Consider the following 13,565-nt stretch of genomic DNA (forward strand, 5'->3'; position numbering starts at 1 on the left):
CTCGCGGCGCGTGGTGCGGCGAGGGCGGCAGTTGTGCGTCATCGTTCGCACGCCTTGGTCAATGGCGTGGGTTCGCGGGCCCGGCGTTCAATCGAACAGATCCCGCAAGAACGACTTGCGCCTGTGCCCACTGGCGTAGCGGTCGTCATGCTCGGAATGGTGACCTCCGTGGCCGCGCTCGGGTGTCGCTGAAGGGTATTGCGGTGCGGCGGGCACCGGGGCGGGAGCCGCCGCAGTCGATTCCATGGCTGAACGTTCGACGATCTTGTCGAGTTCACCGCGGTCGAGCCAGACGCCACGGCATTTGGGGCAGTAGTCAATTTCGATGCCCTGACGCTCCATCATCGACAGGCGCTCGGTCTTGCACACGGGACAATCCATTTTCTGACTCCTTGTTGTCGAGCAAATGCTCGATATCTGGTGAGATGGGCTTCGGGACGAGGCACTGACGTTCGATCGGCACCAAGGGCCGCGCGTTAGCCACGACGAGAGTTGGCCGACGCGGGCGAGCGCAACGCGCGTGAGCTGGCTGCATAGAAGCACCATCGCCTGCGACAGGCCGCGGCCTGGCTTCGGAGACGGACCCCGGGAAAGAAACTCCCCCGTGTGAGCCTCGCGTCATGCCGCCTTGCCTCCCTTCTTCAGCAGCCGAAGCCCGTTGCCCACCACCAGCAGGCTGGCCCCCATGTCGGCGAAGATCGCCATCCACATGGTCGCGCTGCCGAAGACCGCCAGCACCAGGAACACGGCCTTGATGCCCAGAGCCAGCGTGATGTTCTGCCACAGCACCACATGCGTGGAGCGTGACAGTTGAACCGTCTCGGCAATGCGGCGCAGGTCATCGTTCATCACCACGACGTCAGCCGCTTCCATGGCGGTGTCGGTGCCGGCTGCCCCCATCGCCACGCCGATGTCGGCCTGCGCCAGCGCCGGTGCATCGTTGATGCCGTCACCGGTCATCGCGGTCCGGCCGTGCTCTGCCTGGAGTGCCTTGATCGCTTCGAGCTTGTCCTCGGGCAGCAGGTTCCCGCGCGCTTCCTCGATGCCGGCTTCGTGGGCGATGGCCGTCGCCGTCGCTTGGTTGTCGCCCGTCAGCATCACCGGCGTGATGCCCAGGGCCTTCAGCGCTGAAACGGCTTCACGAGACGAATCCTTGATCGTGTCGGCAACGGCAAACAAGGCGATCGGGCCGGCGTCGGAGGCCAGCAGGCTGACCGTGCGGCCGGCTTCCTCATGGGTGCGTAAGGTCGCCTCGAGGGCCGGCGAACACTGGCCACGCTCCTCGATCAGCCGGTGGTTGCCCAGCACATAGGTGGTGCCGGCGATGTCCGCTTGCACACCGCGACCGGCCAGCGCCTTGAAGTTCTGCGCCTGCACGCTGTTGGACTTGAGCCCCGCGGCGATGGCGCGAGACACCGGGTGGTCCGAGTGGCTGGCCAGCACGAAGGCCATGTGCTCGGCGTTCGCGGCATCGGTTGCCGGATCGAGGACGGACCAGTCGACCAGCCGCGGCTTGCCCTCCGTGATCGTGCCGGTCTTGTCGAGCGCGATCGCCTTGAGCTTGCGCGCCTCTTCCAGGTAGATGCCGCCCTTGATCAGGATGCCGCGGCGCGCCGCGGCTGCCAGGCCGCTGACGATCGTCACCGGTGTGGAGATCACCAGCGCGCAGGGGCATGCGATGACCAGTAGCACGAGGGCCTTGTAGACGCCTTGCAGCCACGTCCAGCCGAGCAGCCAGGGGCCGAGCAGTGCCACTGCCACGGCGATCACGAACACCGCCGGCGTGTAGATCGCCGCAAACCTGTCGACGAAGCCCTGCGTCGGCGCCCGGGTCGCCTGAGCCTCCTCGACGGCGTGGATGATGCGCGCCAAGGTCGAGTTCGAGGCCAGGGCGGTGACCTCGAACTCGAACGTCCCCGACTCGTTGATCGTGCCGGCAAAGACCGGATCCCCGCTTGCCTTGTCGACGGGGATGCTCTCGCCGGTGACCGGCGCCTGATTGATGCTGGTCTGGCCCGAGCGGACGACGCCATCCATGGGAACGCGCTCCCCCGGCTTCACCCGCAGCAGAGCGCCAACCGCGACCTGGCCCACGGGCAGCGTCGCCCAGCTGCCGTCGGCTTGGCGAACCGACGCCTCCTCCGGCGCCATCGCCAGCAGGCCCTTGATGGCGTTGCGCGCGCGGTCCACGGCCCTGGCCTCGATCGCCTCGGCGATGGCGTACAGCGCCATCACCATCGCGGCTTCCGGCCACTGGCCGATGGCGAAGGCGCCCGTCACGGCCACGGTCATCAGCGCGTTGATGTTCAGCCGCCCGTGCCGCAGCGCCGTCAACCCCTTCTTGTAGACGTCGAAGCCGGCGAGCCAGATCGCGATGGCCGCCACGGCAAGTCCCGCCCCCCGCCAGACCAGGGTCTCCGGCGCGAAGTAGCCGATGATCTCGGCGCCGATGGCCAGGAGCAGCGCCCCGGCCAACTTGGGGACCTGGCCTCGCACGACCTCGTGATCATGACCGTCGCCCGCCGCATGGCCGGCCTCCGGTTCGCCCCCAGCGATCGGCTGCGGGTCGAAACCGGACTTGCGCACGGCCGCCAGCGCCGGTGCTATCGACGGCTCGTCGGCATCGATCGTGAGCACCCGCTGGCCCAGTTGGAATCGAAGACCGCGAACGCCGGGCATGCCGTCAAGGGCACGCCGGATCTCGGCCTCCTCGGCCGCGCAGTCCATCGTCGCGATCCGGAAACTGCGCCCCCGCGCTGTTGGGTCGCCGCGTTGCAGCAGCGTCGCGGGCATGGCGCAGGTGCCACAACCGTCGTCCGCGCACGCGGCGTCCTTCACCTGCGCCGGAGGGTCAACGTGCCGGGCGTCGTGGGCGTGGGCATGACCATCGTCGTGATGGTGTCGATGTGTATCGCCGCCTTCGGCATGGGAATGTCTCATCGCAGGAATCCTCGTTGACCTTGCCCCCATTGCAAACCCTGTAGCCGGTGTAGAGTCAAGTCCCTCTCCCCATCAGGGAAGTCGAAAGCTTGCAGCCATGAAGATCGGAGCCCTGGCCGAGGCCACCGGAACACCCGTCGAGACAATCCGCTTCTACGAGCGGGAGGGGCTGCTGCCGCCGCCGGCCCGGGCGGACAACAACTACCGCGTCTACCTGGCGGCGCACGCCGAGCGGCTCGCCTTCATCAGGCAGTGCCGCAACCTGGACATGACGCTCGACGAGATCAGAGCCCTCATCGCACTGCGGGAGTCGCCCGCGCAGGATTGCGGCGAGGTCAACGCCCTGCTGGACGAGCACATCGGCCACGTCGCGCACCGCATTCGTGAGCTGCGTGCGCTGGAGAAGGATCTGAAGTCACTGCGCGCGCGGTGCGCGTCGCCGCACGCCTTGGCGGATTGCGGCATCCTCAACGGCCTGGACCGCGCCGCCGCCGCGCCCGCGGCCCCGGCGAAGCGGCGCCACGTTCACGGCGCTCACTGAGCCGGCACAGGCCTCGGGCCAGATGACCGAACTGTCATCTGCCGGTTCCGAAACAGTTTCCAGGCGATTTCTAGAGTACGGGGTCATGCCATCTGGGCATGCGGCTGAGTGAAAGCCGATCACACCACCACGAGGAACTCATGCAATCACCTTCGTCATCCCTTCTCCGCCTGTCGGCCGTGCTGGTCGTGGCGGCCGCGCCTGCCGTCGGCTTCGCGGCTGGCGAGACCTTCATGAACGGCCAATCCATCTACGGCCAGCCAGCCGCCGTGTCGAGCGCGGCTCGTGTCGTCGACCTGGCGCAGGCCCCGCGCCCGAACATCGCCTACGGCGAGACGGTCGCCTTCCGCGGCGACGCCGGACAGCAGTTCGCATGGACCTTCAATGGCCTGGACCGGCGTGGCGTCGACCTCGCCAAGATCGCGCCGCCGGGCTTCGGCGCGAAATCCGCCGTCGCCTACGTCGGGCGCGATCCGTCCAATCGCCGCTGAGCGCGGTCCGACGCGCGCACAAGCGCCGACCGAGGTCGGCCGGCGCGGCGGACTTGACCCGGCAGTGGCTTCAGGGTCTGAAATGCCGCGGTCGCCGCCTGGTGCCACCCTGATCGAGTCATGTCCGACGCACCTTCTTCACTGCTGCGCAGCACGCCGCTGCTCGACACCCAACATCCCGACATCGAGCGGCTTGTCGCCGAACGGGGGTGGCGCGTGCTGCCAATGTGCGAGCGGATCGGCGCGGTCTACGACTTCGTCCGCAATGAGATCGCATTCGGCTACAACGAGGCGGACGATCTGCCGGCATCCCGCATGCTGGCCGACGGCCATGGGCAGTGCAACACCAAGGGCACGCTGCTGATGGCCTTGCTGCGCAGCGTCGGCGTGCCGTGCCGGTTCCACGGCTTCACCATCGACAAGGCGCTCCAGAAGGGCGCGATCAGCGGGGTAGCGTATGTCCTCGCGCCGCAGCGCATCCTCCACAGCTGGGTGGAGGTCTGGTTCAAGGGGCGATGGGTCTGTCTCGAGGCATTCATCCTCGACGCGCAGTACCTTCGCAGCCTGCAACGCCGATTCCCCGGTACGCGACGCTTCTGCGGTTTCGGCGCCGCCACCCGGGATCTGTCGGCGCCGGACGTCGAGTGGCGCGGCCGGGACACCTTCATCCAGAAGGAGAGCATCGTCGATGACTTCGGGACCTTCGACGATCCCGACGCGTTCTATGCCCGGCACGGCGCCAACCTGCGTGGTCCGAAGCGGTGGCTGTTCGTGCACGCGATCCGCCGCTGGATGAACGACAATGTGGCGCGCGGCCGCGCCGGGCAGTGGTGATGCCCTTCACGCCGCCGCTTGGCCTCGTATGCCAAGGGTCAACCCTGTAGCCGCTACACTCTGACTCCATGCGTCGTTGGCTTGCCATCCTGCTGCTGGTTCTACTGCCCACCCAGATGTCCTGGGCGGCAGTGGCGGGTTACTGTGCCCATGAAACGGGTGCGGCGGCGGACCATGTCGGGCACCACGATCACACTGATCACGGGCATAGGCAACGGTGGATGTGTCCGATCAGTCGGGTGCTGACGAAGGTGCCACTTCGACGCCTGACGCGGATTGTGGCCATTGCCACGGGCAGTGCACTGGCATGCTGGCGTCGCTCGCCACCGCAACGCACGACCGCGCCACGTCGGCGCCGACTCCCGCCGGCGATGCCCCGTGCGCTGCCCACGCGGCAGCCCAACCTGAACGCCCTCAGTGGGCGCGCCTCGCCTGATCGGCGGGGCGGGTTCGTTCTACTCCTGAACCTCGTCCGCGCCTGAGCGCGTTGTCGTAGCTCGCTCTCGGCAACCCGTTCGGGTCGGCGCGACCGCATGGGTCGCGGCTCGCCGGTCTCCCGTGTTCCCCTTCTTTCACACTGGAGCATCGGATGCATCCGAGAACACGAACAACAATTGGCGTGCGGCAGGCCTTGCTTGCTGCCGCACTGGCGGGGGCCGTTGCTGGCGCAGTGGCGCAGTCGCAGGCAGCCCCGGCGCCCGGTGGACCTGGAACGCCCGGCCTCAGGGAGCTCTTCGAGGCCGCCTGGGCACGTCAACCCGAAGCGCTGGCGCTGCAGACCCGCCGAGAAGCCGCGCAGGCGCAGCGCCGTGCGGCCGAAGCCTGGACCCCGGAGCCTCCTGCGTTCGAGGCAAGTCACAAGACCGACCGCCTCACCCGCAACGATGGTGCCCGGGAACTCGAGGTCGGGCTCGCCGTGCCGCTGTGGCTTCCGGGCGAACGCCGCAGCAGCGGCGCGCTCGCGGAGGCCGAGGCGGCCGCCGTCGAAAGCCGCGCCCAGGCCGCCCGCGTTCGCCTGGCCGCGGTGGTCCGCGAAGCCTGGTGGGCGTGGCAGCGTGCCGGCCTCGATGTCGAGATTGCGCGCGCCCAGCTCGACAACGCACGCAAGCTCGCCGCTGACGTCTCGCGCCGCGCCACGTCCGGTGAACTCGCCCGCGCCGACCAGCACCAGGCCGATGGCGCAGTGGCCGCGGCGGAGGCCGGATTGGCGCAGGCCGAGGCTGCGGCCACGGCGGCGCTGCAGCAGGTCAAGGCCCTGTCGGGGAGCGCGATCGGGATGACTCCCGCGGTGATTGCCACGGCAGAACCAGAGCCCGCTGCGACTGAGGCGGGCACCCATCCGGCGATCACGGAGCTGCAGGACCGCGCCAGCGCCGCCGAGCGCACCGCCGTGCTGGCTGCCACGCAGTCGCGTGCGAACCCCGAACTGACCCTGGCCACGACGCGCGACCGCGGGGCGTCCGGCGAGCGATACGGCCAGACGGTGACGCTGGCCGTCCGCATTCCGTTCGGTGGCGGCCCGAGACATGACAGCCGAGTGGCCAGCGCGCGTGCCGATGCCACCGAGGCCCAGGCCCAGCTTGCACTTGACCGCACGCGCTTGCAGTCCGAGCGCGACGCCGCCGTTGCAAGGGTCGGTGCGGCGCGGGCCCAGCTCGCGGCGGCCGAGCGCCGGGCAACGCTTGCACGCGAGACGCGCGGTTTCTTCGAAAAGTCGTTCCGGCTCGGCGAAACCGACCTGCCCACCCGCTTGCGCATCGAGTCCGAGGCCGCTGAGGCCGAGCGCCAGGCCGCACGTGCGCGCATCGAACTCGCCGCGGCGATCTCCGCCTGGCGCCAGGCCCTGGGCCTGCTGCCGCAATGAGCCCTGGCGTCGCGCACGAAACGAACCGCTCTAGCGAACCCAATCAGGAATCCCACCCCATGAAGTCCTCCCACCCCTTGGCCGCGCTCAGTCTCGCGGCCTTCCTGCTCGGTGCTGGAGTGCCGGCCGCTGCCGGCGACGGCCACGACCACGGTGACGCCGCACCCGCCGTTGCCGGCACCGCACTGCCGCGCTTCGCAGCCGTCTCCGAGACCTTCGAGCTCGTCGGCGTGCTCGATGGCAAGCAGGTCACCTTGTACCTGGACCGCTTTGCCGACAACGCGCCCGTGCGCGGCGCGAAGATCGAGCTCGAGATCGCGGGCGCGAAGTTCAGCGCCCAGGTCCACGGCGACGACGCCTACGAGGTGGTGCTGAAGGAAGCGCCGAAGCCCGGCGTGCTGCCGATCACCGCGACGGTGACGGCCGGCACCGAGGTCGACCTGCTGGCCGGCGAGCTCGACCTGCACGAGGCCCCGCACGCCGAGGAAGCGGTCCACGAACACTCGTGGAAGGAGGTCGCCGGCTGGGCCATCGGCGGCCTGGCCGCACTGGCCGTCCTGGTGCTCGGAGGCAGGCGCGTGATGGCGGCCCGCCAGCCGCAGACCGGAGGTGCAGCATGAAGCGCGCCGTGACGAACCGCCTGGCGGCGCTGGGCATCGTGCTGGCCCTGGTCGCCGCGTGGCCGGCGCAGGCCGGCGAAGGGCACGACCATGGCGATGCACAGGCTGCGCCGAGCGCCAACGGCCCGCAGCGGCAACCCGACGGCAGTGTGTTCCTGCCCAAGCCAGCCCAACGCCAGCTCGGCGTGCGCACGATGGTCACCGAGGAGGCCGAACTGCCGCGCTCGGTCGAGCTGAACGGCAAGGTGCTGATGGACCCGAACGCCGGCGGCAAGGTGCAGCCGCTGAACGCCGGCCGCATCGAGCCGGGCCCGCGCGGCCTGCCCAACCCGGGACAGGTGGTGCGCAAGGGCGACGTGCTGGCCTACGTGGTGCCGTCGACCGCGCCCATCGAGCGCTCCAACCAATCGGCGCAGCTGGCCGAACTGCGCGCAGCCAAGTCGCTCGCCGACAAGCGCGTCGCACGGCTGAAGGAACTGGCCGACACCGTGCCGCGCAAGGACATCGAGGCCGCCGAAAGCGAAGCGGCCAGCCTGGCCGAGCGCATCGCCGCAGTGGGCGGCGGGCTGGCGACACGCGAGGCGCTCGTGGCACCCGTGTCGGGCGTGATCGCGTCGGCCCATGTGGTCGCCGGCCAGGTGGTCGATGCCCGCGAACTGCTGTTCGAGATCGTCGACCCAGGTCGCCTGCGCATCGAGGCGCTCGCCTTCGACCCGGCGCTGGCTGCCAATGTCGGCAGTGCCACCCTGGCCGTCGGCGACCAGCGTGTGCCGCTGGAATTCGTCGGTGCGGCGCGCAGCCTGCGCGAACAGGCCCTGCCGCTGGGCTTCCGTGCCCGGGGCGTCGCACTCAACGGCCTGGCCGTCGGTCAGCCGGTCCGCGTCTTCGTGCAGACCCGGCAGAAGGTCAAGGGCATTGCGGTCCCGGTCGCCTCGCTGATGAAGAACCCGGCGAACCAGACCGTCGTGTGGGTCAAGACCGCACCGGAGCGCTTCGAACCCCGCGCCGTGACCACGGAAGCACTGGATGGACTCAGCGTGGCCGTGACTGCCGGCCTGAAGCTCGGTGACCGCGTGGCCACGGGTGGCGCCACCTTGATCAACCAGGTGCGCTGACATGTTCAAGTGGCTACTCGACAACAGCCTGACGAACCGGCTGCTGGTGATCATCGCCAGCGTGGTGCTGATGGCCTATGGCGCGTTCACGCTGTCCCGAACGCCGGTGGACGTGTTCCCCGACCTGAACAAGCCGACCGTCACCATCATGACCGAGGCCGGCGGCATGGCCGCCGAGGAGGTGGAACAGCTCATCACCTTCCCGCTGGAGACGACGATGAACGGCCTGCCCGGCGTGGAGTCGGTGCGTTCGACCTCGTCGGCTGGCCTGTCCTTCCTCTACGTCACCTTCGACTGGAGCACCGACATCTTCCGCGCCCGGCAGTTGGTGTCGGAGCGGCTGTCGTCGATGGAAGAAGGCCTGGCCGGCGGCGTGGTGCCGCGCATGGGGCCGATCAGCTCGATCATGGGCGAGATCATGCAGATCGCCATCCCGGTCGATCCCAGCAAGATCAGCGCTATGGCCGTGCGCGAGTACGCCGACTGGGTGCTGCGCCCGCGGCTGCTGTCGGTGTCCGGTGTCGCGCAGGTCATCCCCATCGGCGGCGAGGTGCGCCAGTTCCAGGTTCAGCCCAACACGGCGCGCATGGCCGAACTGGGCATCACGCACGACCAGCTCGAAGGCGCGTTGAAGGGCTTCTCGTCCAACACGTCTGGTGGCTTCCTGGAACTGAACGGCCGCGAGTACCTGATCCGCAACCTCGGCCGCACCTCTCGCCTCGACGACCTGAAGAACCTGGCGCTCTCGGCAAAGAACGGACAGCCCATCCTGCTGCGCCAGATCGCCGAGGTCACGTTCGCCGCGGCACTCAAGCGCGGCGATGCGGGATTCGAAGGCAAGCCGGCGGTGATCCTGGGCATCCAGAAGCAGCCGACGGCCGACACCATCGCGCTGACGAAGTCGATCGAAGATGCACTGGTGGGGCTGAAGGCTTCCCTGCCGGCTGGCATGGAGGCCCCGCGCGTCACCTTCCGGCAGGCCAGCTTCATCGAGGCCTCGATCACCACGCTGCAGGGCAAGCTGATCGGTGCCTCGATCTTCGTGGCGGTGATCCTGTTCTTCTTCCTCGGCACCTTGCGTCCGACCATCATCGCGCTGACGGCCATCCCGGTCTCGATCTTCATCACCGCGCTTGTCTTCAAGTACTTCGGTCTGTCGATCAACACCATGACGCTGGGCGGCCTGGCCATCGCTATCGGCGGCCTGGTCGACGACGCGGTGGTCGGCGTCGAGAACGTGCTGCGGCGGCTGAAGGCAGATCGGGCGAACCACCCGCACAGCCGGCTGCATCCGATCGAGGTCGTCGCACACGCCACGATGGAAGTGCGCTCGGCCATCCTGTACGCCACGGTCATCATCGTGCTCGTCTTCATCCCGCTGTTCGCGCTGCCGGGGCTGGAAGGCAAGCTGTTCGTGCCGCTGGGCATTGCCTTCATCGTCTCGACGCTGGCCTCGCTGATCGTGTCGGTGACGGTGACGCCCGTGCTCAGCTTCTACCTGCTGCCGCGGATGAAGAACCTGGACCACGGCGACACCAAGGTGCTGGCCTGGCTCAAGGCTCGCTACCGCAGCAGCTTGCAGGGCGTGCTGGACCGGCCCAAGGCCGCCATGGCGGCGGCGGGCGCGGCCGTGCTGGTGGCCGCGGCCGCCGTGCCGTTCTTCCCGACGACCTTCCTGCCGCCCTTCAACGAAGGCACGCTGTTGATCGGCCTGCGCCTGAACCCGGGCGTGACGCTGACCGAAACGTCAGCGCTGGCACGCCAGGCGGAAGTGCTCATCAAGCAGGTGCCCGAAGTGACGCACGTCGGTAGGCGCAGTGGGCGGGCCGAGCTCGACGAGCACGCGGAGGGCGTGCACGTCAGCGAACTCGACGTGGGTCTCAAGCCCACGGCCGAGCTCACGCGCAGCATGGACGAGATCAAGGCCGACATCCGCCGGCGGCTGGTCAACCTCCCGGCCGCACTGGAGATCGGCCAGCCCATCTCGCACCGCATCGACCACATGCTCTCGGGCGTGCGCTCGCAGATCGCGGTCAAGATCTTCGGTGAAGACCTCGATGCGCTGCGCGGCCAGGCCGATGCGCTGCGGGCGAAGCTGGCCACCATCCCCGGCATCGCCGACCTGCAGATCGAGAAGCAGGTGCTGGCGCCGCAGATCAAGGTGCGCATCGACTACGCAGCCGCCGCCCAGTACGGCGTGCCGGCGCCGCAGGTGTTGTCGGCACTGCAGGCCTTGGTCGAGGGCGAGAAGGTCACCCAGATCGTCGAAGGTGGCCGGCGCTTTGCGCTGGTGGTGCGCGTGCCGGAGTCGGCACGGTCGGTGGAGGGCCTGGGCCAGATCCTGATCGAGACGCCCAACGGCCGCATCCCGCTGTCGAAGATCGCGACGATCGAGGACGGCGACGGTCCCAACCAGATCAGCCGCGACGATGGCAAGCGACGCATCGTGTTGTCGGCCAACGCCTCGGGCCGCGCGCTGTCGGAGATCGTGGCCGACATCCGCAAGGTCGTGTCCGAGACCAAGTTGCCCGAGGGCTACTTCATCACCCTGGGCGGCCAGTTCCAGGCGCAGGAGGAGGCGTCGCGCCTGGTCGGCCTGCTGTCCATCGTGTCGCTGGCGCTGATGTTCGTGGTGCTGTACAGCCGCTACAAGTCGGCGGCGCTGTCGGCGCTCATCATGGTGAACATCCCGCTCGCGCTGGTCGGTGCCGTGATCGGGCTGTGGCTGTCGGGCCAGCCGCTCAGCGTCGCGGCGCTCGTCGGCTTCATCACGCTGGCGGGCATCTCGGTGCGCAACGGCATCCTGAAGGTCAGCCACTACATCAACTTGATGCGCTTCGAGGGCGAGGCCTTCGACCAGAAGATGATCCTGCGCGGCTCGCTGGAGCGGCTCAGCCCTGTGCTGATGACCGCCCTGGTCACCGCGTTTGCGCTGGCACCGCTGCTGTTCGAGGCCGAGCAGCCCGGCACCGAGGTGCTTCACCCGGTGGCCGTGGTGATCTTCTCCGGGCTGATCAGCTCGACCCTTCTCGACACCTTCCTAACGCCCGCGATGTTCTGGCTCTTCGGGCGCAAGCCGGCTGAAGCGCTGATGGACGACAAGGACGCCGAGGCGCTTTGACCCGTTTCCCGTTGACACCCCCCCTGAAAGGACTCCCATGAAGATGCACGCCCTTTTCGCCGCCATCACCCTCGTCCTTGCCGGCTCGGCCTTCGCCGCCGGCGACAAGCACGACCACGCCCACGAACACAAGCCGCTGCATGGTGGCGTCGTGGTCGAGGTCAAGGACATGGACTACGAGCTCGTCGCCAAGCCGACCACGATCCAGCTGTTCCTCCGCGACCACGGCAAGGCCGCCGACGTGTCCAAGGCCAGCGCCAAGGTCACGCTGCTGACCGGCACCGAGAAACAGGAGGTCGAACTCAAGCCGGCCGGCGATAAGCTCGAGGCCACCGGCAGCTTCAAGGTCGGCCCCGGCACCAAGGCGGTCGCCGTGGTGACGGTGGCAGGCAAGCCCGCCACCGCGCGCTTCACGCTGAAGTGATGGCCATGGACATGCATCGACCGATCATCGTGGCAGCACTGGGGGCGGCCGTGCTGCTGGCCGGCTGCGCCACGCCGCGCGCGCCCGATCCCGCTGCCGAAGTCCCGCACTGCTACAAGACCAACAAGGGCCGGGTGATTGCCTGCACCCCGGTGGCGGCGCCCAGCCTGAGCGCGGATGCCGAGGCCAAGCGCTTCGTGCCCGACCCCAATGCGTTGACCGTCTACGTCGTGCGGCGCAACTGGGGAGACGGCCGCAACTTCGTGAAGGTCTACCCCGATGGCGGCGCCGGCGTCGACACGCTGCCCGACACCATGGTCCGGTTGAAGTTCAAGCCCGGCACCCACAGCGTCGCCTTCGAGTTCGACGGCAAGCGCCAGAGCACGACGGCGGCGGGCCAGGCCGGCGAGATCCGCTTCGTCCGCATCGACGGCACGGTGTGGGCCTGGAAGAGCACCTATGAGTGGGTGGCCGAGTCCGAGGCGGCGACCCGGGAGCGAGCGCTCAAGGCCCGGCTCGTGGCCGACGTGGTGGTTCGCTGAGGCCGATGACGCATCAGCCCGAGGGCCGCACGCCGTGGCCCTGCGCTTCGTTGAACAAGGGGGCTTCGACCGCGCGAGGCGGGCAGCATCCGGTTCCGGGGGCGCGTGCCGGGTCCTCGCCCGGCACGGCCAGGTCCTCCAGGATGGTGCAGTCCACCGCGGCACCGCCCGCACAGGCGACATCGCAGCCGCACACGATGGCGCTCAACGAAGTCTCCAGTGCCTTGAGTTCGTCGAGCTTCCTGCGCACCTGCTGCAGATGGGACGCGGCGATGTCCCGCACCTCCACGCATGGGCGGTCCGGCTCGTCGACCAGACCGACGAGTTCTCGCACCTGGTCGATCGAGAAGCCGAAGTCGCGACAGCGCCGGATGAAGACAAGGCGCCGCACGGTGGCCTCGTCGTAGCTTCGCTGCCCTGACGCGGTCCGCGATGCCGCCGGCAGCAGGCCGATCTCCTCGTAGTACCGGACGGTTGGCACCGTGGCCCCGGTACGGCGGGCCACCAGGCCGATGGACAGTCGTGCGCTCATGCCGCCATCGTAGGTCACCCATAGGTCCCGGCCTCGCAGCCACAGACCTTGCGAGGTGACGGCCCCGCCGCCTGCGGTAGTGCGTGCCCCAACTGGCATTGCGCGGGTTCCGCGGGAACGTCCGGACCGGGCGTGCGGTTCCGTCGCCGCCAGTGGACCCACCACGTGACCGCACCGCCCACCCCGGCCAGGACGAGCAGACCCGTCGCGAACGGCGCGAACTCATCGGCGCACGCCAGCAGCGCCGAGCCCGCTGTTGAGATCCGCAAACCCTGCTAACGGCGTCCGTGAACCGTGCTAGCGTCGCCAAGAGAGCCTGAACTCTGGACACCGGCGTCTGTCTATCGCTTGCCGACGCCGGCTGAGGTAGCTCAAGAGCCGGCCCATGTTGCGATGCTTGCGCACCGTTGACCTTCCCACCCAGCTCGATTCGCTTGGATGTTTGCCGCAGACGAATTCGTGCCCATGCAACCAACCAGCTGGCCAGCATGGCGCCGTGACATCCAAGGGATTGAGGAACAAGCAGGAGTGGCAGAACGGG

Annotated in this window: 12 protein-coding genes; 9 read left to right on the top strand and 3 right to left on the bottom strand. The window is 68.7% G+C overall.

What is annotated here, in order from left to right:
- Window positions 1-87 precede the first annotated feature (87 nt).
- Together MW290_RS04255 and MW290_RS04260 are read right to left on the bottom strand one after the other, a co-directional pair.
- The gene (locus MW290_RS04255; RefSeq protein WP_250196047.1) at window positions 88-381 is read right to left on the bottom strand and encodes a TFIIB-type zinc ribbon-containing protein; all 294 of its coding nucleotides are present in this window, start codon (window positions 379-381) and stop codon (window positions 88-90) included.
- A gap of 237 nt (window positions 382-618) precedes the next feature.
- Entirely contained in the window at window positions 619-2,940 is a 2,322-nt protein-coding gene (locus tag MW290_RS04260; RefSeq protein ID WP_375142803.1) for a heavy metal translocating P-type ATPase, read from the bottom strand.
- 97 nt (window positions 2,941-3,037) lie between these two features.
- On the opposite strand from MW290_RS04260, the gene cadR reads away from it, so the two are divergent.
- From cadR to MW290_RS04310, 9 genes are all read left to right on the top strand, one after another.
- Window positions 3,038-3,481 carry a Cd(II)/Pb(II)-responsive transcriptional regulator gene (gene cadR, locus MW290_RS04265; RefSeq protein ID WP_250196048.1) on the top strand — a complete coding sequence of 148 codons (444 nt, stop codon included), beginning with the start codon at window positions 3,038-3,040 and terminating at the stop codon, window positions 3,479-3,481.
- Between the two features lie 140 nt (window positions 3,482-3,621).
- Window positions 3,622-3,972 carry a CzcE family metal-binding protein gene (locus tag MW290_RS04270; RefSeq protein ID WP_250196049.1) on the top strand — a complete coding sequence of 117 codons (351 nt, stop codon included), beginning with the start codon at window positions 3,622-3,624 and terminating at the stop codon, window positions 3,970-3,972.
- A 120-nt stretch (window positions 3,973-4,092) separates the two neighbouring features.
- Complete coding sequence (locus MW290_RS04275; protein ID WP_250196050.1) at window positions 4,093-4,806, top strand: transglutaminase-like domain-containing protein; 714 nt, start codon at window positions 4,093-4,095, stop codon at window positions 4,804-4,806.
- Window positions 4,807-5,395: 589 nt separating this feature from the next.
- Complete coding sequence (locus tag MW290_RS04285) at window positions 5,396-6,670, top strand: TolC family protein (protein ID WP_250196051.1); 1,275 nt, start codon at window positions 5,396-5,398, stop codon at window positions 6,668-6,670.
- A 59-nt stretch (window positions 6,671-6,729) separates the two neighbouring features.
- Window positions 6,730-7,290, top strand: a complete 561-nt coding sequence (locus MW290_RS04290; RefSeq protein WP_250196052.1) for a hypothetical protein — start codon at window positions 6,730-6,732, stop codon at window positions 7,288-7,290.
- Complete coding sequence (locus MW290_RS04295) at window positions 7,287-8,405, top strand: efflux RND transporter periplasmic adaptor subunit (protein ID WP_250196053.1); 1,119 nt, start codon at window positions 7,287-7,289, stop codon at window positions 8,403-8,405. The genes MW290_RS04290 and MW290_RS04295 overlap by 4 nt, the downstream gene beginning before the upstream one ends.
- A gap of 1 nt (window position 8,406) precedes the next feature.
- Window positions 8,407-11,526, top strand: coding sequence for an efflux RND transporter permease subunit (locus MW290_RS04300; protein WP_250196054.1), 3,120 nt, complete (start codon window positions 8,407-8,409; stop codon window positions 11,524-11,526).
- 37 nt (window positions 11,527-11,563) lie between these two features.
- Complete coding sequence (locus MW290_RS04305; RefSeq protein ID WP_250196055.1) at window positions 11,564-11,950, top strand: hypothetical protein; 387 nt, start codon at window positions 11,564-11,566, stop codon at window positions 11,948-11,950.
- A gap of 5 nt (window positions 11,951-11,955) precedes the next feature.
- Window positions 11,956-12,492 (top strand): hypothetical protein, encoded by a 537-nt coding sequence (locus MW290_RS04310; protein ID WP_250196056.1) that lies wholly within the window; start codon window positions 11,956-11,958, stop codon window positions 12,490-12,492.
- A 13-nt stretch (window positions 12,493-12,505) separates the two neighbouring features.
- Here MW290_RS04310 and MW290_RS04315 read toward each other — a convergent pair whose 3' ends face one another.
- On the bottom strand, window positions 12,506-13,024 hold the full coding sequence (locus MW290_RS04315) for a MerR family transcriptional regulator (RefSeq protein WP_250196057.1): 519 nt from the start codon (window positions 13,022-13,024) through the stop codon (window positions 12,506-12,508).
- Window positions 13,025-13,565: the final 541 nt, after the last annotated feature.

The sequence above is a fragment of the Aquincola tertiaricarbonis genome (genome assembly GCF_023573145.1).
GTDB classification, from domain to species: Bacteria; Pseudomonadota; Gammaproteobacteria; order Burkholderiales; family Burkholderiaceae_C; genus Aquincola; species Aquincola tertiaricarbonis_B.

Bases quoted from the DNA above. Each gene is read 5' to 3' on its own strand.
- MW290_RS04255 (WP_250196047.1), bottom strand. From the start codon at position 381: ATGGATTGTCCCGTGTGCAAGACCGAGCGCCTGTCGATGATGGAGCGT.
- MW290_RS04260 (WP_375142803.1), bottom strand. From the start codon at position 2,940: ATGAGACATTCCCATGCCGAAGGCGGCGATACACATCGACACCATCAC.
- cadR (WP_250196048.1), top strand. From the start codon at position 3,038: ATGAAGATCGGAGCCCTGGCCGAGGCCACCGGAACACCCGTCGAGACA.
- MW290_RS04270 (WP_250196049.1), top strand. From the start codon at position 3,622: ATGCAATCACCTTCGTCATCCCTTCTCCGCCTGTCGGCCGTGCTGGTC.
- MW290_RS04275 (WP_250196050.1), top strand. From the start codon at position 4,093: ATGTCCGACGCACCTTCTTCACTGCTGCGCAGCACGCCGCTGCTCGAC.
- MW290_RS04285 (WP_250196051.1), top strand. From the start codon at position 5,396: ATGCATCCGAGAACACGAACAACAATTGGCGTGCGGCAGGCCTTGCTT.
- MW290_RS04290 (WP_250196052.1), top strand. From the start codon at position 6,730: ATGAAGTCCTCCCACCCCTTGGCCGCGCTCAGTCTCGCGGCCTTCCTG.
- MW290_RS04295 (WP_250196053.1), top strand. From the start codon at position 7,287: ATGAAGCGCGCCGTGACGAACCGCCTGGCGGCGCTGGGCATCGTGCTG.
- MW290_RS04300 (WP_250196054.1), top strand. From the start codon at position 8,407: ATGTTCAAGTGGCTACTCGACAACAGCCTGACGAACCGGCTGCTGGTG.
- MW290_RS04305 (WP_250196055.1), top strand. From the start codon at position 11,564: ATGAAGATGCACGCCCTTTTCGCCGCCATCACCCTCGTCCTTGCCGGC.
- MW290_RS04310 (WP_250196056.1), top strand. From the start codon at position 11,956: ATGGACATGCATCGACCGATCATCGTGGCAGCACTGGGGGCGGCCGTG.
- MW290_RS04315 (WP_250196057.1), bottom strand. From the start codon at position 13,024: ATGAGCGCACGACTGTCCATCGGCCTGGTGGCCCGCCGTACCGGGGCC.